This window comes from Halomonas sp. LMYGS-3 (assembly GCF_059509875.1).
Genome location: NZ_JCAKFQ010000015.1, coordinates 53,093 through 75,777, shown reverse-complemented (window position 1 = coordinate 75,777; position 22,685 = coordinate 53,093). Strand labels below are relative to the sequence as shown.

Annotated in this window: 19 protein-coding genes; 2 read left to right on the top strand and 17 right to left on the bottom strand. The window is 62.2% G+C overall.

Annotated elements, in window-relative coordinates:
• Window positions 1-17 precede the first annotated feature (17 nt).
• The 6 genes from moaA to mobA are packed head-to-tail and all read right to left on the bottom strand — an operon-like array spanning window position 18 to window position 4,745.
• Window positions 18-1,016 carry a GTP 3',8-cyclase MoaA gene (moaA, locus tag AC5W54_RS14555; RefSeq protein WP_495962803.1) on the bottom strand — a complete coding sequence of 333 codons (999 nt, stop codon included), beginning with the start codon at window positions 1,014-1,016 and terminating at the stop codon, window positions 18-20.
• A 2-nt stretch (window positions 1,017-1,018) separates the two neighbouring features.
• Entirely contained in the window at window positions 1,019-1,468 is a 450-nt protein-coding gene (gene moaE / locus AC5W54_RS14550) for a molybdopterin synthase catalytic subunit MoaE (RefSeq protein ID WP_495962802.1), read from the bottom strand.
• A gap of 2 nt (window positions 1,469-1,470) precedes the next feature.
• Window positions 1,471-2,286 (bottom strand): cyclic pyranopterin monophosphate synthase MoaC, encoded by an 816-nt coding sequence (moaC, locus tag AC5W54_RS14545; RefSeq protein ID WP_495962801.1) that lies wholly within the window; start codon window positions 2,284-2,286, stop codon window positions 1,471-1,473.
• A gap of 10 nt (window positions 2,287-2,296) precedes the next feature.
• A complete protein-coding gene (gene moeA, locus AC5W54_RS14540) occupies window positions 2,297-3,550 on the bottom strand; it encodes a molybdopterin molybdotransferase MoeA (protein ID WP_495962800.1) in 1,254 nt (417 codons plus the stop codon).
• On the bottom strand, window positions 3,547-4,140 hold the full coding sequence (mobB, locus tag AC5W54_RS14535; protein WP_495962799.1) for a molybdopterin-guanine dinucleotide biosynthesis protein B: 594 nt from the start codon (window positions 4,138-4,140) through the stop codon (window positions 3,547-3,549). The genes moeA and mobB overlap by 4 nt, the downstream gene beginning before the upstream one ends.
• Entirely contained in the window at window positions 4,137-4,745 is a 609-nt protein-coding gene (mobA, locus tag AC5W54_RS14530) for a molybdenum cofactor guanylyltransferase MobA (protein ID WP_495962798.1), read from the bottom strand. Before mobA ends, mobB begins: the two co-directional genes overlap by 4 nt.
• Before the next feature lie 198 nt (window positions 4,746-4,943).
• Here mobA and AC5W54_RS14525 point away from each other — a divergent pair, with 198 nt between their 5' ends.
• Window positions 4,944-5,525 (top strand): cupin domain-containing protein, encoded by a 582-nt coding sequence (locus tag AC5W54_RS14525; protein ID WP_495962797.1) that lies wholly within the window; start codon window positions 4,944-4,946, stop codon window positions 5,523-5,525.
• A 137-nt stretch (window positions 5,526-5,662) separates the two neighbouring features.
• Here the strand turns inward: AC5W54_RS14525 and AC5W54_RS14520 are convergent, their stop codons facing one another.
• From AC5W54_RS14520 to AC5W54_RS14510, 3 genes are all read right to left on the bottom strand, one after another.
• The gene (locus AC5W54_RS14520) at window positions 5,663-8,527 is read right to left on the bottom strand and encodes a hypothetical protein (protein ID WP_495962796.1); all 2,865 of its coding nucleotides are present in this window, start codon (window positions 8,525-8,527) and stop codon (window positions 5,663-5,665) included.
• A gap of 75 nt (window positions 8,528-8,602) precedes the next feature.
• Window positions 8,603-9,976, bottom strand: a complete 1,374-nt coding sequence (locus AC5W54_RS14515; RefSeq protein WP_495962795.1) for a hypothetical protein — start codon at window positions 9,974-9,976, stop codon at window positions 8,603-8,605.
• Between the two features lie 6 nt (window positions 9,977-9,982).
• Entirely contained in the window at window positions 9,983-10,249 is a 267-nt protein-coding gene (locus AC5W54_RS14510) for a hypothetical protein (RefSeq protein WP_495962794.1), read from the bottom strand.
• A 940-nt stretch (window positions 10,250-11,189) separates the two neighbouring features.
• On the opposite strand from AC5W54_RS14510, the gene AC5W54_RS14505 reads away from it, so the two are divergent.
• Window positions 11,190-15,365, top strand: coding sequence for a peptidoglycan-binding protein (locus AC5W54_RS14505; protein WP_495962793.1), 4,176 nt, complete (start codon window positions 11,190-11,192; stop codon window positions 15,363-15,365).
• A gap of 182 nt (window positions 15,366-15,547) precedes the next feature.
• On the opposite strand, the gene AC5W54_RS14500 is transcribed toward AC5W54_RS14505, so the two are convergent.
• The 8 genes from AC5W54_RS14500 to AC5W54_RS14465 form a co-directional block, all read right to left on the bottom strand.
• Entirely contained in the window at window positions 15,548-15,970 is a 423-nt protein-coding gene (locus AC5W54_RS14500; protein WP_495962792.1) for a hypothetical protein, read from the bottom strand.
• Window positions 15,971-16,365: 395 nt separating this feature from the next.
• Entirely contained in the window at window positions 16,366-17,607 is a 1,242-nt protein-coding gene (locus AC5W54_RS14495) for a uracil-xanthine permease family protein (RefSeq protein WP_495962791.1), read from the bottom strand.
• A 102-nt stretch (window positions 17,608-17,709) separates the two neighbouring features.
• The gene (gene upp, locus AC5W54_RS14490) at window positions 17,710-18,339 is read right to left on the bottom strand and encodes a uracil phosphoribosyltransferase (RefSeq protein ID WP_495962790.1); all 630 of its coding nucleotides are present in this window, start codon (window positions 18,337-18,339) and stop codon (window positions 17,710-17,712) included.
• A gap of 175 nt (window positions 18,340-18,514) precedes the next feature.
• Window positions 18,515-19,198, bottom strand: coding sequence for a uracil-DNA glycosylase (gene ung / locus AC5W54_RS14485; RefSeq protein WP_495962789.1), 684 nt, complete (start codon window positions 19,196-19,198; stop codon window positions 18,515-18,517).
• 3 nt (window positions 19,199-19,201) lie between these two features.
• Window positions 19,202-19,681, bottom strand: coding sequence for a xanthine phosphoribosyltransferase (gene gpt / locus AC5W54_RS14480; RefSeq protein ID WP_495962788.1), 480 nt, complete (start codon window positions 19,679-19,681; stop codon window positions 19,202-19,204).
• Window positions 19,682-19,691: 10 nt separating this feature from the next.
• A complete protein-coding gene (locus AC5W54_RS14475; protein ID WP_495962787.1) occupies window positions 19,692-20,237 on the bottom strand; it encodes an adenine phosphoribosyltransferase in 546 nt (181 codons plus the stop codon).
• 22 nt (window positions 20,238-20,259) lie between these two features.
• Complete coding sequence (locus AC5W54_RS14470; protein ID WP_495962786.1) at window positions 20,260-21,564, bottom strand: NCS2 family permease; 1,305 nt, start codon at window positions 21,562-21,564, stop codon at window positions 20,260-20,262.
• A 187-nt stretch (window positions 21,565-21,751) separates the two neighbouring features.
• Window positions 21,752-22,381: a riboflavin synthase subunit alpha gene (locus AC5W54_RS14465; protein WP_495962785.1), complete on the bottom strand. Its 630-nt coding sequence runs from the start codon at window positions 22,379-22,381 to the stop codon at window positions 21,752-21,754.
• Window positions 22,382-22,685: the final 304 nt, after the last annotated feature.

Sequence of the window (22,685 nt, the reverse complement as noted above, 5' to 3'; positions counted from 1 at the left end):
GCGAGTGAATTCGACGTTCAGCCGCCGGTCATGTTCATGAAGCGCACCACCTGGACATCGCCGTCGGTCGTGAAATGATGGCGTTCGGGCTTGAGCGGCATGGCCTCGACGATACATTGCTTCAGGGCGTCGATATCACCCGGGTGACGCCGCAGCACCGCCCTCAGGTCCACCGAGTGCTCATTGCCGAGACAGAGCAGCAAGCGCCCTTCCACGGTCACCCGAACCCGGTTGCAGGTGGCGCAGAAATTATGGCTGTGGGGCGAAATGAAGCCGACGCGGGAGTCGCTGTCGCCCATGCGGAAATAGCGTGAGGGGCCGAGCGTGCTCTCGGTGGTGGGGATCAACGCGTGGCGGGACTCGATGAGCGCCTGCACGTCGTCGCTGGAACAGTAGGTCTCGTCCCGACCGTGATCCGAGACGTCCCCGAGTGGCATCTCCTCGATGAAGCTGATGTCGAGCCCTTCCCGTCGGGCGAAATCGACCAGGTCGATCACCTCATCGTCGTTGCGCCCCTTGAGCACGACGGCATTGAGCTTGATGCGATCGAAGCCGGCATCCCGGGCGGCATGGATGCCGTCGATCACCTTGGCCAGGTCGCCGGTACGGGTCAGGCGCCGGAACCGCTCCGGGTCCAGGGAATCGAGGCTGATATTGAGCCGCTTTAGCCCGGCCCGGCGCAGCCGATGGGCGTACTTGCGCAGGGCCGCCCCGTTGGTGGTCATGGCGAAGTCCCTGAGCCCCGGCAAGGCACCGATATCCTCGACCAGGCGGTCGATATCGCGGCGCACCAGGGGTTCGCCGCCGGTCAGGCGCACCTTTTCCACCCCGAGTTCGACGAAGGCGCGGGCCACCAGGGCCAGCTCCTCCAGGGTGAGCACCTCGGCACGGGGCAGGAAGGTCATCTCCTCGCTCATGCAGTAGACGCAGCGAAAATCACAGCGATCGGTGACCGAGATGCGTACGTAACGCACCCGCCTTCCAAAATCGTCGATCAGCTCATCGGGTAGAGCCATGGTCATTTCTCCCAGCGGCGGGCATCCGTGTGGTCCGAGTCACGCTCGGCTACCCAGTAGTCGCCGTCGGTGGCGTGTTCCTTCTTCCAGAACGGAGCGCGGGTCTTGAGGTAATCCATGATGAAGTCGCAGGCCTCGAAGGCGGCGCGCCGATGGGCACTGGCGACCACTACCAACACGATAGGGTCTCCGGGGGCGAGTCGTCCAATTCGGTGGATCACCCGCACCCCATCGAGGGGCCATCGCGTCTCGGCCTCCTGCACGATATCGCCCAGCGCCGCCTCGGTCATGCCGGGGTAATGCTCGAGGGTCAGGGCCGTCACCTCCGGCCTTTCATTGAAGTCACGCACCAGTCCGGTGAAGCTGACCACGGCGCCGATATCGGTGCGCCCGGCCAGCAGGGCCTGCTGTTCGACGCCCACATCGAAGGGCGCCTCCTGAACGCGAATCATGCTCACCCTCCGGTCACCGGGGGAAAGAAGGCGACCTCGTCCTCGTTGGTGATCGGCGTGCTGTCGGCGGCCATGACCTGATTGACCGCGCACAGCACCCGCCCCTCCTCGAGCCGGGAGAAGCGCGGATCGAGCGCCTTGAGGGCCGCCTTGAGGCCGGCCACGTCGGCGCTCGGCAGGCTGTCGAACGGCACCGAGAGGTCGTCGACACCGAGCCGCTCACGCAGCTCGGCCAGGCACTTGACCCGCACGCAGGGCGAGGCGATATCGCAGCGGTTGCCTACCGACACCTCGCCGCCACTGCCTTCGCCGGTGACGATGGGAGCGGCCGGCACGACGGTGTCCCGGGCACGGCGATAGTCCCCGGACCGGCCGCCGCTCTTGGCGTCGAGATGGATGTCGCCGATCTCCATCTCCTTGTCCACTGCCTTGCACATGTCGTACAGCGTCAGGCAGGCCACGGAGACGGCGGTCAGGGCCTCCATCTCCACCCCGGTACGGCCGTTGAGCCGGCAGGTGGCGGTGACCTCGACGCAGGAGGCGGCCTCGTCGAGCCGGAAATCGACGGCCACCTTCGACAGCGCCAGGGCGTGACACAGGGGGATCAGCTCATGGGTTCGCTTGGCGGCCTGGATGCCGGCGATACGCGCCGTGGCCAGGACGTCGCCCTTGGGCAAGCCGCCCTCGGCGAGCAGCGCCAGGGTCGCCGGCAGCATCCGGATACGCCCGGAGGCACTCGCCTCGCGCCGGCTCTCCGGCTTGTCGGCGACATCGACCATACGGGCTTCGCCGCGGGCATTGAGATGAGTCAGGGACATGGAAAGCGCCTCATGGAAGTCGATGAAGGGGGTGGATGGTGACGGCCTCGCCGGGCGCGGCGACCTCGCGATCGGCGGCGACCTCGATCAGACAGTTGGCCATGACCATGGAAGAGAGGATGCCCGAGCCCTGGGCGCCGGTGCTGGCGACCGTGAGCCGGCCCCGCTCGTCGCCACGGTAGACGCCGCGCAGGTAGTCGACTCGCCCGATGCGGCTCTTGAGCTCATGCTCGGCCAGGGCGGTGAGGGTCGCGTGGCGTTCGTCACGCCCCTGCAGGCGGGCCAGCAGCGGGGCCACGAACTGCAGGAAGGTGACCATCACCGCCACCGGGTTACCGGGTAGCCCCAGGAAGGGCACGCCACGCTCACCCAGGCGACCGCAGGCCAGCGGGCGCCCCGGGCGGATGGCGATGCGCCAGAAGCCGAGCTCGCCGATCTCGGCGAGTGCCGCCCGGGTGAAGTCGGCCTCGCCGACCGAGACCCCACCGCTGGTGATCACCAGGTCGGCCCGCTCCGCGGCGTCGCCCAGCACCTCGACCAGGGCGTCCCGGTCGTCGGGCAGGATGCCGAGGTCGAGCACCTCGCCCCCCCGCTCCGCCACCAGGCCGCGGAGGGTGAAGCGGTTGGCATCGAAGATGCCGGCCGGGGGCAGCGGCGCGCCGGGGGCGGTGACCTCGTCACCGGTGGAGAAGATCGCGACCCGCGGCCGGCGAATCACCCTCGCCTCGGCCAGGCCGAGGGAGGCCAGCAGGCCGAGCTCGGCCGCCGACAGCCGGGTGCCCGCCGCCAGCGCCTGCGCGCCGCGGGCGATGTCCTCGCCGGCCCGACGTACGTTCTGGCCGCGCCGGACGCGCTCGGGGCGCTCGACGACCACCCGCTCGTCGCCGCGCACCTCGAGCTGCTCGCTCATGATCACGGTGTCCGCCCCCGGCGGCAGCGGCGCTCCGGTGGTGATACCCAGGCACTCGCCCGGCGCCAGCGGGGGCTCGCGGCGCTGCCCGGCGAACAGCCGGCCGACCCGCCGCCAGCACTCGGGCCAGGGCCCCGCCTCCGGCCAGGCCAGGGCGATGCCGTCCATGGCGGCGTTGGTGCTCTGGGGCACGTCGATGGGCGAGACGATCGCCTCGGCCAGCACCCGGCCGTGCAGCGCACCCAGGGCCACCGATTCGGCCGGCAAGGGCCCGGCGACCAGCTCGGCCAGAGCCGCGCCGGCCTCGTCCACCGTAAGCATCCGTTCGCCGAGATCGAAGCAGGAGAGCGTCATCTCGCCGCCTCCTCCGCGACCCCGCGCGGGAACCGCTCCCCCGGCCAGCGCGACGGCCAGGTGGCGATCCAGTCGGTGAGGGCCTCGAGGTCGTTGAGGTCCAGCGCCTCGACGCCCTCGGGCAGCGGCGGGGCGGCATCGCTCGCCACCGCCTTGACCCAGGGATCCTCGGCCGCCCGCAGCGACTTGCCGACTTCGGGGCGATAGAGCTCCAGCTTGGGCAACGGCCAGGCCTTGAAGCCCTCCACCAGCACCAGGTCCGGCGCCTGGGGCCGTACCATCTCTACCAGCTGTTCCAGGTCGGGCTCGTCGCGGCCCGGGGTCTCCATCATCAACGCCAACCGCGTCCGGGAGGCGACCAGCATCGGCATCGCCCCGGCCTGGCGCAGGCGATAGCTGTCCTTGCCGGGCTGGTCGACGTCGAAACCATGGTGGGCATGCTTGATCACCGCGACGCGCAGCCCGCGCTCGCCCAGCCGCGGCAGCAGCCGCTCGAGCAGGGTCGTCTTGCCGGTGCCGCTCCAGGCGGCGATGCCCAGCAGCGGCAGGCGCTCGTCGAGGCTCAGCCTCTCATGACGGGTCTGGCTCATGAGGTCGGGGACTCCTTGTACGACACGGCCTGCTCGAGGCGCCGCTTCTCGTCGTCGGTATTGAGGTTGGCGAAGGCCTCGGGGCAGTCGGAGAAGTCCACCTCGCACCAGGCATGGCGGGCGTACCAGCGGTCGATCTTGCGCTCGCCCCCGGTCAGGGCGGCGGCCAGGTCGTCGGCCAGGTCGGTGCGCATCAGCGCCACCACCGGATGCAGTCGCTCGCCATCATGGGCCACGGCGATATCGGCCTGGCCGATGCCGGCCACCAGCCGTGCGACCAGGTCATCGGGCAGCGCCGGGCTGTCGCAGGGCACCACCACCAGCCAGGGCGTATCGGCGGCTCGCAGGCCACTGTAGATGCCCATCAGCGGCCCCTGGAACCCCGCCTCGGCGTCGCTGATCACCCGATCGGCCAGTGTGCGGTAGTCGTCGAGGTGGCGATTGGCGTTGATCATCACCCGGGCCACCCGCCCGTCGAGACGCGCGATGACATGGGCGACCAGCGGACGCCCGGCGAAGGGTTCGAGCCCCTTGTCGCGCCCTCCCATGCGGCGCCCCTGGCCGCCGGCCAGGATCAGGCCACTGAGCTCGCCTTGCGTGATCATGGGTTCTCCTGCTGTCCCCGGGTTCGTTATCGAGAGTTGCTGCCCCTCATGATGCCTGAGCCGACCGGGCGGTGCCATGCCGCCAGGCGTCGCCTCTGATGCCGATCAAGACGGCGGCTTATCGACGGCCGACCGAGGGGGTATCATTGATGTCAAGGATCTTCAACGACCACAGTTTCCCCGTCGACAGGACACCCGATGCAAGGATTCGATGTAGGGGCTCGCCTGCGCCAGTTGCGCAGCGCCCGCGGCCTCTCCCAGCGCGAACTGGCCAAGCGCGCCGGCGTCACCAACAGCACCATCTCGCTGATCGAGCAGAACAGCGTCAGCCCCTCGGTGAGTTCGCTCAAGAAGATCCTCGATGCCCTGCCGGTGTCGATCAGCGCCTTCTTCGCCGGCGACGAACTGAGCCAGCCGCGCCCCTTCTACCCGGCCGACGAGCTCACCGAGATCGGCGACGGCTACCTCTCCTGGCGGCTGGTGGCGGCCAGGCGCCCCGACCGCAGCATGTCGATCATCCATGAGCGCTACCCCCCCGGTGCCGATACCGGCGAGGAGATGCTGGAACACGAGGGCGAGGAAGGCGGGGTGGTGATCTCGGGGACCGTCGAGATCACCGTGAACGGCGAGGTCGCGGTGCTCGGCGCGGGCGACGCCTACTACTTCGACTCCCGCCTGCCCCACCGCTTCCGCAACGTGGGCGAGACCGAGTGCGTGATCGTCAGCGCCAACACCCCGCCGACCTTCTCGGACGGCGGACAGGAGCTCCACCACGCCTGAGGCCATGGCTCTGGCTGTCTACCGTTGGATCCTGGGGAGCAGCCCAGCGCCGCTTCGCGGCGCATCGCCCCGCAGAGCGTGGCTCCCACCCCCAGTGTCAGGATGCGTGTTTTGGGAGAAATGCTAATAGTGAAAACCTACTTGTAAGACTCTGCTATAAATTGGTAATCAAGCCAGACCGGAATTGCCTCGTCGCCCTCCCACGCTAGATAACGGGTTAAGACACGATCAATTGCTTCTGGGCCACCTTCCGATGCGGCCTGTTCTACATCTTTTTCGAATTGCCCGAGCGAGCCTTCCAGAAGACTTGCACGTTTATCGGTAAATTCTGTCAGTGCCTTATCGAACGCGACCAATTTCTGGTAGGGCGTGAACAGCGAGTTAAAAGATTCTAGCCAAGAAAGACTGGCGTCCAATCCAGCCGTTCCAGACTTGATTGATTTAAGAGCGCCGATTTTCTGCTCGAAAGAGGCGTCGAGGATCGACTGACGCTTTTGATCAATGCGATCCTGAAAGGATTCGGCCACACTTCCGACAAGCAGTGATATCGTGGTATCGACCTCAGAGGCTTTTTGTTCCAATTGGATTAAGCCAGTTTCGTCGTGTGGCAAAGCCTCAATCTCAGCAAGATCATCTGACAGCGCGTCCTGTGCAAGCTCCGATTGCTGGTCTATCGCACGCGCCTTGAGGTTACGCATATTCCGCTCGTCGAGGTAGCGGTGATATTCTTCCTCGCCCTTCGCAATCTCCGTCAACGCAGAAAGCCGGGTTGGAAGATCGGATACATTATTGAAACCGGCGAGTTCACTCTCAACATCCTGAAGGGCCAAAGCCGCCACATAGTCGGAAATCTGGATTTCGCGGGCCTCAATTTCACTCGGCCAAAGCCGTTCACGATTGTTTTTCATGAAGGCCGATACACTCCGCGCCTTCGCGGCGGCATCGGCAGTATCAGTCGAGGCCAGGATTTCATTAATTTTCTGATCAAGAAGATGGCGCGTTTCCCTGATCTGGCGAATAGCGATATGGATCGCCGGCAGACCAAAACTGGTCAGCGGTCGGTTCATGTTCCCACTCAATCCGCGATCTAGCATTGAAAACTTGGAATAATCGTCGCGGTAGAACGGATCGTTGTAGCAAAGCTGTTGCGCTTCACTGCGTATCTCTCGGCGCTCGTTCAAAGGTGTGGCGTCAAATGGCTTGCCAAAGACAGGTACCCAATCGCTATCGGCAAAGAGCAAGACCAATTTGGGGTAGACGTTTTCCGACCGGCTTCCGCGCATCGGAACATTGGGGAATTCACGCTCAAACTTTTTTGGAAGTGCAATAATCTCTTCGCACCTGTCTTGTGGTCGCCGGTTGACGTAAAAGCTTCCTCCATCAGGGGCTTCCGTAGTCGGTATACGGGATAATGCCGTTTGATCAACGCGGGTTAGGTTAATATTACCACAACCCAAGCTTTCTTCTTTAATCGAGATCATGTCCTCACGATCACCACGCGCAATGTTGAAAGACTTAAGAGCAGCTCCCGCCCATTCCACTGCACCTTCGAATTCACCTTGCTGCGATGACTCGCGTAACTGTACGTTGAGGCTGGAGACTCCTCGAATAAGGGCATCCGGCGCTGCAATATCCAGTACACCGGAAAGCCGGCCGGATTGCAAGGCTTCTACTTTCAAACCGAAAAAAGTATCGCCATCCCGACATATCGACTCGCCTTCCCAATTTCCTGGGAGACTTTCAGCGAAAGAAACTTCGATGTTACCAGAAGACGCCTCTTCATCTTCCCGGTGGAGTTCTGCGTAAGAGCAACTTTCGGATTTTCCGATGAGGCTTTTGCTGCTTTCATCGTAGCTGATATTTAGCCCCTTAAGGCCGCCCCACTTATAGCCGTTTTCGCCGCTGCGCGTTGCGCGACCGCCGATAAGCGTCGTAAAAGTGTATTCTCCAGCACTGGCATTCCAAGTGCCGTAAAGATAGGATCGTCCAGGGTAGCTTTTTCCAGACCAGCCATGAGGATAAGCCTGGTGTTCCATATCAGCAAAGACGTTGCCCTGATGGGCCTTGTAGAGAGTGAGTTGTGCTTCTCCTTCAGAGCCTTCGCATGACTCAAGGACGCCAGTCCAATTCCCTTCGAGTTCGGGACGTGGAAAATTGGTGGCGTCTCGTTGGAACGATATATTTTTGCATTGACCGAAGTCTACTGAGAGGCGATCGTCAGAAACTGGGCGCATAATTAAGTGTCGCTGCCTAGGGATTCCAATTGAGTATTCATACTCATATTTAACATCACCCAACTCATTACGTGAACCTGCATTAAGAAGCGCATACCTTCGGGTCTGATTGTCCGTTCCATCCAATGCGGAATACTCAAAAAATGCTTGGGCCCCGTGCGCATCAAGAGTCAGCAATTGCGCTACAAACTGCTTAGGAGCGTTTCCCCAACGACACGAGAAGTGCGCAGACCAGACGCCAACAGGGATGTCACTCGCTGGAGAAGCTAGTTCGGCGGATTTTTCCCCAAGCTGCATCCCAGAACTAGAAAAGGCTGTCACCGATTCTGTTACTTCAACCCGGCCATCACGCACTGATAGAACGTGGCGTGCGGCAGGCTCGCTGTGCGTTCCTTTTAGATGTATACGAACCTCATAGACACCTTCCTTCACGCTCCGGAACGTGACCGTTCCTTCTGTGGTCCTGATCCACTTCCATTCGTGGTACTTGCCGTCAGGGGTCACCTGCGGAACCAGCGTGATCCAGTCATTACTGTTACCAGTCGAATTGCTGTAGTACACGCTAATGGCTTCGTCAGTCGCGTAGACGTCCTTGTCTGTGTTGATGTCCGGCGTGGCGGCAAAGACTGTAGTAGCAAGGAAAGCAAAGGCCACAATCGCTGCCAAGGCTTGCGCTTCGGCTCTTCTGCAAACAAAACTTGGGTGAGGTTGTGAATGATAAGGCCTGAGAGCCCTCAAAAATGCAAATGTTTGAATCAGTCGTTTCATGGGAAATCACCGCCCTTGGGCTCCTAGTTCTGGCAAGCGCGAAGAGCGCTGTGAGAAAAACGTTTACTTGTCTTGTCATCTGCGACAGGTGCGAAGATTTTCTCTCAATCCTTCATATTGGCGGGACAGAGATACGACGCTCTTGAATTCACTGCCGATCATTTTCCATTCTCCTTCGGTAATCTGTAACTCATCGAGCGCCTCAACCATACACAGACACATCGGCTCTTTTTCCCATTGCGCCAGACAGCTCGACGCTGCGTTTGTACGAAGAGATTCCTGGTAAGCCCGCTTAGCGTCCTCTGCCTCCCGCGCCTTGATACTTTGCTGCCTTTCTTCTTCTTCGGATGACAAGAGAGCCTCCTGCCCGAAGGCATAGGCGCGAATGTTGGCATAGACGCGTTTTGCGGTTTCACTTTGGCATCCGTGCCGTGCGATGAGACGAGCGGCATCAATCCCGCCTTTTTCTCCCAGTTCGTGTAAATTCTGTTGCGTGCCCACCCAGGAACCTATGCCGCCTTTTGACATATCCATTAGGAGTTCGCCCATCATTTCCCAACCGCGTTGCGATGCTTGATTCAGGCTGCTTTCCAGATCGCTGCCGGGGCTACCCATCATAAGCCTAACGACCTTGGCGTCGAGACTCTTTGTGATGCGGGGATCATAAAGAGTGACGCAAGCTTGATCCTTAAGGTTGACCGTTCCCGAGAACTCATTATGAAACGAGGCAACATAAATATGTGCATTTGAAACCCCGGCGTAATTAGTTTTTCCGACGCCTTGCGGATCAAGATCAGAGAGGTTCCCCGAGTAAAGTGCGCCAACCATTCTCGGCAGCGTATACTGATTTGGATCAAAGGCGACCTCTTGCTTTGCGATTACAGGTTGTGTCGACATAATCCGTTCAATGGGCTGCTGCAGAACTCTTGTATCGCCGTCTACAGAGAATGCGCGTTGAGACGTATCACCAGAACTGGATAAATCTAGAAGAATGTCGGCAGCGGGCAAGAACCCCTTTTTTGCGGCGATTTGGTAAAAGGCCACTCCGATTTCCTCGTCAGTCTCGATGCTGCCGAGGCCGTACATGTAGGCATCGGCCAAATATGCGTAGACTGGGCCGTATTCGAACTGTTCTTTAAGAGTGAGGAACACGTCTGTTCCTTCGTCAATCTGATTCGCCGCCCAGAGGGAGCGGCCAAGTTGGAAGGCAAAACGCGGCGTATCAGGATACTCATCTACCGCTTCGCGGCAGAATGTGACGGCGGGGCCCGGGATAATTTGGCTATCTTCTACGCCCGCCGCCCAACGGTGCGGGTCGCTCGGATGCGCAGCGTACCGGTCGCACTCGTGGACGTCCTGAAACTCCTCGGCGTTGGAAACGGCTGGGATTGCCAATGCCACTACAGCGGAAAGTGCTGCAAGACAAAACAGGTTTACGTGAACATGCATTTTATTTCACCATTCCGGAAAGAAACCCGCAAGTTCGTGAAAGAAAAATGACACGGCGTAGATGACCGCCACTGCAAACGCGAAAAAACCAGCAACCATCATGCCGAAAATCGAGAACACGATCATTATGTAGATAGCCAGGATTGTGGCCGTCGTGATAACTTTCAGTCCGACCAGCGCCAACCCCGCGCTAACCACGCCAAAGACCGCATTCGTCACAAGGTTCAGCAACAGGGACGGAAAGTCCGAGAGTTCGAAATAAATTGCCGACATGACACCAGCCAAGTCCCCGCCTAGGGCAACAGTCCAGAGGTGTGGGATGGTTGCTTTCTCCACCTTGAAGAGGACACGGAAACACCGCTCCAGCGATTGCCGGCTTTGTCTTCAAGGACCAGTGCCACCGGCACGCTACCGGCAAGTTCGTCGTCGGGTGCGAAGACCAGGACGGGCTGACGGATCATGTCCTGGTGTGTCTCCTGGAGACGGTCGTCTCCGGTACCGGTGTCGCTGCGCTCACCTGAAGAAGCCATGTCAGTTCCCTCCTTAATTCAGAGTATAGGAAGGATCAAACACCTTTCCACTTATTGGCAATCTCTCTCCAACGGTGTTTTCGCCCGCGGCCGAGCCGATGGCGGTCTCCTCGGGACTTAGGGCCTGAATTCAGGCTATCAAGAACTAGTATAAAACGTTAGCAAAGTAATGTGTGGAGCATCAAATATTTCATTAGTAGCTTTAGATTGTCTGCTTCTAGCTGGATACTAAACGAAAGGCTACGGTGATGGAAAGGACTCGGCAGCTGATAACCAAAAAACGCCAAACCGGCGAGGATGCTGAGATGTTGGCCAAGCGCCACGCCATCAATCAGGCGGCGCGTGAGAACCGCCCGGCTTGCTGGAGCGGGAAGATCCTGGAGCGGGAAGATCCGGAACTGGACGCCAGTGGGTACCTTCTCGCTCTACCCGGAGCGGGAGCTTCAGATCACCACGGCCGAGCCAGAAAAAAGGTCGCTTGAAAATACTCAGAGGCGACAGATTTCTCGATAACTACCGGCACGATAACCAGGCTCAAAATAAACTAGAAGGTCCTTGAAGAAGCATATAATGAAACTGTCCGCATTTTCTTATACCAGAGCGTTCTCATCTAGGGACCAGAAGGACATAAGTAACACTGCTCTTGCGCCAGAAAGAAGTTACACAGAGGGAGGGGGCTGCGCATGAGAATTCTTTCATATTTACTAAAGCCAGTTTCACTGGCGGCGTTTGCCCTCTTGGTTGTGGTGTCACCGCCTGCCATTTCGCAGGGTATAGACCTTAGGGGCGTCGTCGAAGGGCTTGCCAATGAAATTATTCGGCGAGAGACACAGAACCGTCAGTCGTCAGATCAACGAGAACCGGCACAACGAGAAAACCAGAGTGCTGAGAGATTGCCGTCGCAGCCTGTCGAGCGAGCTCCGGCACAGCAAGAAAATCCGAATGCGGAAAGGTTTCCGGCGCAAACAGTTCAACGGGCCCCGAGACAACAAGTCAACCCGAGTGCGGTACGGTCACCAGCGCAGGCGGTCGATATTCGCAGCATCCAGCAACATCTGGCGCGGCTGGGCTATAGCCCCGGTGTTGCCGATGGCCTAATGGGACCGAACACCAGACGAGCTATCCAGCAATTCCAGCTTGATCAAGGAATTGCTATCAATGGAGTGGCAAGCCCGCAGCTCCTTGAGAAATTAAGATCTGTGGTGGCAGCTCGGCCGTCAGGGGCAACCGTGGCGGGAAGCACTCCTCGCCCTAGCTTCGATTGCGCGCGCGCTAGCACCCCGACTGAATTCGCAATTTGCGCCAGCCCCACACTGTCACGGTTGGATCGCCAACTGGCCGAAGCTTATTCAACGGCGCGCGCGGACGCCTCGAACCCGTCCGCGGTCGTCAATGCCCAGCGCAACTGGGTTTCACGCCGAAATGCTTGCGGCGGCAATGCCGCCTGCCTTGCACAGACGATGCAGCAGCGGATCCGGGCGCTTGGCGGGACCTCCGCTTTCGCGTCTGGCTCCGACACGGGTGACGCTACCGGCACGCTCTTGGGCCAGGAGCAGATCCCAGCCGGCGCGGCGCTGGAAGGCGGGGATGCCTACTCTGCGCTGCTGGACCGTTACATCCGTGAGCATCCGGACGCTGCGCGGCACCCGGAGTTCCTTCTATATTTCGCCGGACTCGGCTGCAGGGCGGAGGGCTGGGGTCGCAAGCAACATCTGAACCCGTTCGAGTTGGCCGAAATCGAGAGCGCTGCACAGTCCCGCCTGGTTCGTAGGCTGGCGGAAGCAAGCGCGTCGCCCGCGGCCGAGCCGGCCCTCATAACCTTCCGAGCCAATCTCGCCGCTGGCGACTACGACATGGCGGAGGGTGTATTCCCGATCATGGCGGGGCGGGCGATCACGGCCAATATACGCCCCGACGATTTCTGTCAGAATGTCGCAAGGGCCAAGGGTCTCCGCCACCGATCGGTCTTCCCAGTCGATTTCCGTATCGCCGCCGCCGATGGGGCAACACTTGAAACGTCTCATGTCGTCGAGATGCTTGGCGGACAAGTCGCGATCGGGCCAGAGCGAGCGCGCTCGTTCTACGAGCGCGGCTTCCCGACGATCGTCGTCGAGGTCACCGGCCGGGTCCGCTCCGTCTCGCGCGCGAAAGCTGGCGTTGGGTTTGTCACACTCGAGCCTGTGCGGGCCACGCTCCGGACGATGGGCAATGCCCCGTATTCGCAGGAACTCGCCGTGCTGGGACCGGAGCAGCTCGCTTCGTTTGTAGCCGGCACCGAGGGCGAATCAGGGGCGCCGGATGGTGCGGATGCGCTGATGCGCTTCGACCGGGACGTCTATCTGATCGCGCCGAGTTCCCAAAGTGCCATTGTTCACTACAGCTCCGCGAATCTCGATGCATCCGAAGTAAAGGCCCTGACTGGCGCCATCACAAACGCTATCGGTGCCGACCCAATTTTCAGCAATCTTCCCCCCGTCGGCGTACAGGATCTGGCCGTCGGCGCGATCACTTTTGAAGCCTATGCACTGGTTGCCGGAGATTGGCGCAACAAGATCACCCATGCGTTCGAGTCCTACTTTCCGAACGTGGACTACAGTGTGATCCAGATCGCGCGCGCGGCCGGAGCCGCCGCAACGGACGAGACATCAGCGCCCCCGCAGGTGCCGTTGCCGGCCGCAGATTTCGGCCCTGACAAGATGCCTATCCTGCGCGCCTGGATCCCGCATTATCTCAACAAAACCTCTGACGCAGAGCAGATCGAGACGCTCGAACGATACATCCGACATCTGCAGGGAAACCGTGATTATGCTGCCAACGTGCTCTTCGCCGAGGGCGCGATCGAGGGCCGTCAGGCGGAATTTCTCGCCCGTTCAGTGCACGACCGTTGGCTCGCCGCCCTGGATGAGCAAAGTGTCGAGCCACCCTTCAACATGTCTGTTCAAGTGGAGGCGAGGAAGCTCGAATACGACTTCGAGAGTGGCGATCTGGTGCTGTTTTCCGGCCACGACGACAATGAATCGGCCATGTACAGGGCCTTGCGGAACGGAATCATCGAAGCCGGCGGCGTGGGTCAAGCGAGCAGATTTCTAGGAATAAAAGCGCCGCGATGGCCCGGAATCCGTATCAACGGGGGGAGAATCCCGGTCAGCTTTCCGATGGACGCGGCCCGCGTCGAAGAGATGATCGTCAATCGAGATATCGTTGTCTTCGACGTGGCACTCAGGATCGCCAGCGTCGACTATGTGGAGAACGAGCGTGGCGAGCATAGCCTTGCCCTACAGGCCGAGATTCTCGGCGTGAATGTGGCGACAGACGGCGGCACGCAACTCGCCGCCCTGGCGCCGGAGGACATGCTCCAGATCGCGCCGGAGCCGGTTACTGACGAAGCCGCGCCGGTCCATGACACGGTTCACCTTGCCCGGCCCCGGGACATTCTCGCCGCGATTGCCAAGGAAACCGAGGGCGACGCCACCGACTTGATCGCGTCGGTCTATCCCGCGACCTCTCAGGACGCCTTCGACAGGCGGGACGAGATCTCGAACCTCGCCGCCTCCGCACGCGACATCGATCTGGGCGGGTTCTGGATGTCGGGCTACGGCAAGTTGGCCGATTACGACTTCAACAGTGGAGAGTACGGATTCGATTATGTCCAGTTGACCTATCCGGACGGCGTATCGCGCAACGAGAAAGGCATCAGGCGTCACGAACTGCTGCGCCTGGCGAATGTCACCGAGGGATCGGGGGTCCGCTTCGCAATGCCCGAGGCAGAGGCACAACGTATGCGCGATGTCATGCGGGGGGATGCGACATTCCGAGCGCGGCTTGCAGTACAGCCGCCGGCAGCCGGTACGGGGACATCGGCATTTCCATTGACGGCAGACCTGGTGGAGCTCGTCGTGCTGCGCCCCGGCAGCGACCCGCAGGTACTCAACGACGACGAGGTTGTCGCGCGCATTAACTTGGAGCCTTTGTCGGTCGGTGATTCAGATGACACCGATGTCGCGCCGAGCAACGACGGGTCCGAGCGCGATGCGACGGCTGCGGGCTACGACATTCTCGGTGTGCGGGTGGGGCAGCCGATGCAGGCGGGCATGTCGCAGGCCGCAACTGAGTTTGAACCAGAGATGATCCTCTATGGTCGACGCGACAGCTGGAATGATGCGAACGTTTCGCCGAAGATCGATGCGACAACGCCTCTCGCGGAGTCGGTGATACTGGTGCGCAGCGACGGCCGTGATTTTCTCACGATCTTTCACGAACCGCTTGTTGGCGACGATCCGATCACTGGAATAGCCCGGACTATAATTTTTGTCGAAGGTTCTCGGCCCAGACCGGAAGCGATCCAGGATTTGCTGGTCGAGAAGTACGGTGAGATCGGCTACGAGAATGACAGTGCCTATCTTTGGAAAGAAACCCGACTTGTTACGACCTCAGATACGCAGGGAGAAATGAAAGAGCTCTTTGCCACGGAGCAACAACGAAGAAATCATTTGTACAGATGCCACAGCCAGTTGGAACATCGTGCCAATGAGCTCAATGGTGAAATAGAGAGGTCCCGTTTATACGGTATACCAGCATTTGATACCGACTACCCGGTGTTCGACGACTCTGGAGAGCGGTCACCCTATCCAAAGGCGCGACCCCTCTGGTCCCTTGGTATCGACTGGTCTCTTGTGAATGCAAGATGCGACACCGATATGGTCATGGCCGCGATCCAGAGGGACGACTCGGGCCTTGTTGCGGCACTGCGTGTCCTCGTGACGAGCCGGGCTTACGTCGCAACCATCGAGGAGGCAGCCCAGGCGGCTTTGCTCGAGCGTAATGCGGCCAAACAGGTGTCGCCAGAGATCCACTTCTAAGCTTCGTCTGAAAAGTTGGCGAGCGAACCAGGCAAGGCAAAAATCGGCGAAAAGACGGGCTGAGGTTATGGGGCGTATGAGTACTTTTAGCTGATTTTTAACGCCGTATGGTCGGGCGCAGCTAATTTTTGGACAGATCCTAATTTAGGTCAGATCATGGATGAGGGTTTGCTGCGTCATCATCACCGCGCATAGAACATCACGGAACATGCTCCGTTGCGAATGACTTCCAGAGAATTGCTGCCGGTGGGTTCGGCAGGCGGCTTATCCGCCCTATAGTACAGGCGCGCCAGCAGACCGTTATCGAGAACATGAAAGCCAACATAATTTGCGGGTTCATGCCCGCACTCAAATAAGGTCTCGTCTTGCGGCTCGATGATGCGAAAAACACTGCCGCCTTCGCGCACAGGTTCAAGGCGCGCCATCGGCCCCGCCTCGAAGCTCAGACGGTCAGATTCAACTGTCATCGCGCCGAGCCATAACGCCGGCATACTGTAAGGTTGCCAGACTCCACCGAAATCACCACCGGCGATCAGCGGACCGGACACGGCTATTGCAGTGGCGACACCAGTGGCATGGATAATTTCTTTCAACCAATCGCTCATGGCCGCTACTCGTTCTAATCCTGCTCCTGCCGTCTGGCATAGAATGTCATGACGGAATCCGCGGGGTGTGAATTGCCGGCTAAGTCCGTGCAAGTTCAGCGCGTTCGGTCGAACCGGTTGAAACTACCACCGCACCAGGTCCGCCGAAGAACGGCATAACTGCAAATTCCACATCCTCGAAGACACCCCAATACGCACCGGCGGACATCGCCATGACGCAGATAATCCCACCAACTGTCGCAAGCCAAGCAGGCAGTTGATATACCCTTTGCGAGGCTCCGGCTCCAGCTCCAGCTCCAGCTCCAGCTCCAGCTCCAGCTCCAGCTCCAGCTCCAGCCATGATGTTCGACGAGGCCTTCTATTTCTATCTTGGGGGCGATCGATGCCTAGTCACGTTACTCCTCCTCGGCCCCCGGCAACACCCAGTTCAGCACGATGCCCACCAGGGCGGCGAGGCTGACCCCCTGCAGGGTGAACTGACCGCCGCCGAACTGCATGCCGCCGATGCCGAACACCAGGATCAGCGAGACGACCACCAGGTTGCGCGGCGCGGTCAGCGAGTGGCCGGCGCGCACCAGGGTATTCATGCCGACCACGGCGATGGAGCCGAACAGCAGCGTCATGATGCCGCCCATCACCGGGCCAGGGATGGTCTGCAGCAGCGCGCCGAGCTTGGCGACGAAGGCCAGCCCGATGGCAAAACAGGCCGCCACCACCATGATCTTCGGGTTGAAGGCCCGGGTCAGGGTCACCGCCCCGGTGACCTCGGAGTAGGTGGTGTTGGGCGGACCGCCGAACAGCGCCGCGGCGGAGGTGGCCAGACCGTCGCCCAGCAGGGTGCGGTGCAGGCCGGGCTTCTCCAGGTAGTTGCGACGGGTCACCGAGCCGATGGCGATCATGTCGCCGATATGCTCCACCGCCGGGGCGATGGCCACCGGGATCATGAACAGGATCGCCGCCCAGTGAAAGCTCGGCGCGGTGAACGCGGGGATCGACACCCAGGCGGCCTCGTCGACCGGCGAGAAGTCCACCAGCCCCATGGCGAGCGCCAGGGCGTAACCGGTGGCGATGCCGCCCATGATCGGCACCAGCCGCAGCAGACCACGCCCGAACACCGCCAGCACCAGGGTCACCAGCAGGCTCGCCATGGAGAGGAAGAGCGCCGGGCCGTAGCCGATGTGGTCGCTGGTCTCGCCGGTGGCCATGCTCACCGCCACCGGCGCCAGCGCCAGGCCGATCACCATGATCACCGGCCCCACCACCACGGGCGGCAGCAGCCGGTGCAGCCAGGCGGTGCCCTTGAGGCGCACCGCCTGGGAGATCGCCACGTAGACCAGGCCGGCGGCGAAGAGCCCGCCGAGGGTGGCGGAGACACCGAAGCTCGCCACCGAGCCCTGGATCGGCGCGATGAAGGCGAACGACGACGCCAGGAACACCGGCACCGTCACCCGGGTCACGCCATGGAAGATCAGCGTGCCGATGCCGGCGGTGAACAGCGCCACGCTGGGGTCGAGGCCGGTGAGCAGCGGCACCAGCACCAGGGCGCCGAAGGCCACGAAGAGCATCTGGGCCCCGGTTAGCAGAGTCTTGAGCGGGGAATCGACCGGCACCGGGACGGCTGCCGTCTGGTTACTCATGGGGAGTCTCCATCGTTCGGGTCGAGGGGGCAGAAAACGCCCCGGACCGGCAATCTCGGGGGCGTGCCGTATGGGCGAGCGCAGCCAGGTTCCTGCCAAGAATCAGCGGGTGCCGAAGATCTTGTCCCCAGCATCGCCCAGCCCCGGCACGATATAGCCGTTCTCGTCGAGGTGGTCGTCCACCGCGGCGGTGTAGATCTCGATGTCCGGGTAGGCGTCCTGTACCCGCTTGAGGCCCTCCGGGGCCGCTACCAGCACGATCACCTTCATCTGCTGGCAGCCGCGATCGCGCAGCATGTCCAGGGTCGCCACCATGGTGCCGCCGGTGGCCAGCATCGGGTCGATAACGAGGGCCAGGCGTTCGTCGAGGTCGTTCGCGAACTTGGCGAAATAGGGCACCGGCTCGAGGGTCTCCTCGTCACGATAGAGCCCCACCACGCTGACCCGGGCGCTGGGAATCAGGTCGGTGACGCCGTCGAGCATGCCGAGCCCGGCGCGCAGGATCGGCACGATGGTGACCTTCTTGCCCTTGAGCAGCTTCACCGGGATCGGCTCGCCGCTCCAGCCGCCGATCTCCTGGGTTTGCAGCTCCAGGTCCTGGGTTGCCTCGTAGGTGAGCAGCTTGGCCAGTTCACCGGCCAGCTCGCGGAAGCTCTTGGTGCTGATACCGGCCTCGCGCATCAGTCCCAGCTTGTGCTGGACCAGCGGATGTTGGATGGCGTGAACGCTCATGAAGGGGCCTCTTGACGGCAATGGATCGGGAACGACCTTCGTCGGAGGGACGACACCGACAAATTGCGCGTCATTCTACCGCCATCCACCGTCGAGGGGCACCCCAGTCAGGGCGTGGCGGGCAGCGCCTCCTCGTAGACCTGTCGACGGATCAGCCCCGAGCCAACTGCGCGGCTCAGGGCATCTCGGGCAGCTGCCAGTCGATCGGCGTGCGACCACGCTCGGCCAGGAAGGCGTTGGCCCGGGAGAAGTGGTGGTTGCCGAAGAAGCCGCGGTGCGCCGAGAGCGGCGAGGGATGCGGCGACTCCAGCACCAGGTGGCGCGCGGTGTCGACCAGCGCCTTCTTCTGCCGGGCGTGGCTGCCCCACAGCAGGAACACCGAGGGCTCGGCGTGCTCGTTGACCGTGGCGATGGCGCGGTCAGTGAAAATCTCCCAGCCCTGGCCGCGGTGCGAGCCGGCGTTGCCCTGCTCCACCGTCAGCGAGGTGTTGAGCAGCAGCACGCCCTGGCGCGCCCAGTGCTCGAGGCAGCCGTGATTCACCGGCCGAAAGCCGACATCGGCGGCCAGCTCCTTGTAGATGTTGACCAGCGACGGCGGCACCGGCACGCCGGGGCGCACCGAGAAGCAGAGGCCGTGGGCCTGGCCGGGGCCGTGATAAGGGTCCTGCCCCAGGATCACGACCTTGACCCGGTCGAGCGGCGTGAGCTCGAAGGCACGGAACCAGTTCGAGGAGTGCGGGTAGATGACCTTCCTGGCCGCCTTCTCGGTGGCCAGGAAGTCGCGCAGGGCCTGCATGTAGGGGGCGGCGAACTCGGCACCCAGCCACTGCTGCCAGCTGTCGGGAAGCGGGCCAGTCATGGTTCAGCGCTTGATCTGGTCGGCCAGGGGCTCGACATAGGCGACGCCCATGTCCCAGGGGAACTGGATCCAGCAGTCCTGGGCCACCTCGGTGAGGTACTGGTCGACCAGCGGCCGCCCCTCGGGCTTGGCATAGACGGTGACGAAGTGCGCCTTGGGCAGCATCTCGCGCACCTTGCGGGCGGTCTTGCCGGTGTCGACCAGGTCGTCGACCAGCAGCCAGCCGTCGCCATCGTGATCCACGCCCTTCAGCACGTCGAGTCCGCCCTGGTCCATGTGGTCGTAGCTGCTGATGCAGACGGTATCGATCAGGCGCACGTTGAGTTCACGGGCGAACAGGGCCGCCGGGATCAACCCGCCCCGGGTGATGGCGACGATGCCCTTGAAGTCGCGCTCGACCAGCCGGTGGCAGAGCTCGCGCACGTCGCGGTGGAGCTGGTCCCAGGAGACGGTGAAATGCTGGTGGTAACGATGGGTACTCATGGCAGGGGACTCACTCATCCTCGGTGAAGGAACAGACCGCGAAGACACCGAAGCCGGCCTCGCGGATACGCTGCGCCCCGCCGAGATCCGGCAGGTCGACGATGGTGGCGGTCTCGACCACCAGGCCGCCACTACGGGTGATCAGCTTGGCGGCGGCCAGCATGGTACCGCCGGTGGCGATGAGATCGTCGACGATCAGGATGCGGTCGCCCTGGCGGAAGGCATCGGAATGCAGCTCCACCTCGGCCTCGCCGTACTCCAGGGTATAGGTCTCGCTGATGGTCTTGAACGGCAATTTGCCCTTCTTGCGCACCGGCACGAAGCTGCAGCCCAGTTCGTAGGCCAGCGGCGCACCGACGATGAAGCCCCGGGCATCGATGGCGGCGATGGCGTCGAGGTCCATCTCCTGATAGCGGTGCACGAAGCTGTCGATCAGCTTGCGGAAGGCCGCGCTGTTCTGCAGCAGCGGCGTGATGTCGCGGAAGTTGACCCCCGGCTGCGGCCAGTCGGGGACGGTGCGGATCACGGACTTGATGTAGTCGCCGTAGATGCTCATCGCGAATCTCGGTGGGTGAATGTCAATCGAGGAACAGGAACTTGGCAGCGAACAGCAGCGCCAGCACGATCACCGCCGGGTTGAGGTCCTGGAAGCGACCGGACAGCGTCTTGATCGCAGCATAACTGATGAAGCCCAGGGCGATGCCCTCGGCGATCGAAAAGGTCAGCGGCATGGCCAGGGCGGCGATCAGCACCGGCGCGGCATCGGTGGGATCTTCCCAGTTGGCTTGGGCGAGGCTGCCGGCCATCAGGACGGCCACGTAGAGCAGTGCCCCGGCGGTGGCGTAGGCCGGGATGGAGCCCGCCAGCGGGGCGAAGAAGAGACTGACCAGGAACAGCACGGCCACCACCACGGCGGTCAGGCCGGTGCGTCCGCCCGAAGCGATGCCGGCGGTGGACTCGATGTAGCTGGTGGTGGTCGAGGTGCCGAGTACCGCGCCGGCCATGGAGGCACCGCTGTCGGCCATCATGGCGCGACCAAGCCGGGGCAGCTTGCCGTCCTTGTCGAGCAGGCCGCCGCGATGGGCCACGCCCACCAGGGTGCCCGAGGTATCGAACAGGTCGACGAACAGGAAGGCGAAGATCACGCTGAGCATGGCGATGTCCAGCGCGCCCCAGAGGTCGAGCGCCATGAAGGTGGGAGCGATGGAGGGCGGCATGGAGACCAGCCCCCCGAACTCGTTGTGCCCCAGCAGTATCGCCAGGAGGGTGATGGCGAGGATGCCGATCATCACCGCCCCGGTGACCCGGAGATAGGCCAGCGCGGTGATGGCGAAGAACCCCAGCAGCGCATAGATCGCCGGCGGCTGCGACAGGTCGCCCAGGGTCACGTAAGTGGCCTGACTGGCGACCACGATGCCGGCGTTCTGCAACGCGATCATCGCCAGGAAGAGGCCGATACCCGCGGCGATCCCCAGGCGCAGGGAGAGCGGGATCGAATTGATGATCCACTCGCGCACCCGGAACACGCTGAGCAGGAAGAAGCAGAAGCCGGAGAAGAACACCGCCCCCAGCGCCGCCTCCCAGGTGTAACCCATGCCGAGTACCACGCCGTAGGTGAAGAAGGCGTTGAGCCCCATGCCCGGCGCCTGGGCGATCGGATAGTTGGCCCACAGCCCCATGATCAGGCAGCCGAAGGCGGCGGCCAGGCAGGTGGCGACGAACACGGCGCCGGCATCCATGCCGGTCTGGGAAAGGATGCTGGGATTGACGAAGATGATGTAGGCCATGGTCAGGAAGGTGGTGATCCCGGCGATGACCTCGGTCTTCACATTGGTATTGTGCTCGGCCAGCTTGAAGTGGCCGTCGATCAGGCGTTTCAGCATGGGTCGCGTTCCTGCGCGGTGGACAGCGTCGTCCTGGGTGCGAGAAAAGCCGCCCATGGTACCCAATGCCCCGTCGCGATGCGAGACGGCGGGCCCACCATGATACGGCTCGGTCTGCCTTATATAAGCAACCAACGGGCCACTCGCCAGCCGGGCCGCCAACGCAGACTCGACGGAGCGCCCTGCGTCATCCCCCGCGTGCCGCCAGCACCCGCTCCACGGTCTCGACGATGGCCTGGGTCTGGGGATCGATCTCGATGTTGACGACATCGCCGGGCACCCGGTCGACCAGAATGGTGCGCGCCAGGGTCTCGGGGATCAGGTCGACGCAGAAGCGCGGTCCACGGGTGGCCGTGGCGGGCCTTACCGCGCCGATGGTCAGGCTGATGCCGTCCACCCCGATGTAGCCCTTGTCGAACAGGAAGCGCCCCAGGGCGTGGGGCAACTCGAACCACAGGCGCCGGTTGTTGGGCGCCTCGTCGAGCTCGACCAGCTCGGCCATGGCCATCACATGGCCGGACATGGCGTGACCGCCGATCTCGTCGCCGAAGCGCGCCGCGCGCTCGATATTGACGCGGTCCCCCACCTCGAGCGCACCGAGATTGGTCACCCGCAGGGTCTCGCGCATCAGGTCGAAGCTGACCCGCTCGCCGTCGATGGCCGTGACCGTCAGGCAGACACCGTTGTGGGCCACCGAGGCGCCGAGCTCGAGCCCGCGGCGCAGCGCCTCGGGTAAAGTGACCACATGGGTGCGAAAGGCCTCGGCCTCCTCGATGGCCACCACTTCTGCCGTGCCCTGCACGATGCCTGTGAACATGGACGCTCCTCGCTGTCGCGGCCATCGACCGCGGAATACCGGAAAGCGTGACAGTGTAGGGAATCTCCGGCCTCGCCGTCCACGCACCGTCCGGGGCGTGTCGCGTGGTCCCACAGAAAATAAGACAGATATCGGCCATCATATCAGGACGATTCTCCGGCCCCGCCGCCCAACGGCCGAAACATGGACCAGCAAGCTTGACAGCCTGAGGCTTTGGTCGTAGGCTGCGCGCACATTTTGATGGCGCCGATTTGACCCCGGATTGCGGGCGCCAGCGTCGCGGTCGCCTCGAGGGGCGGCCGTA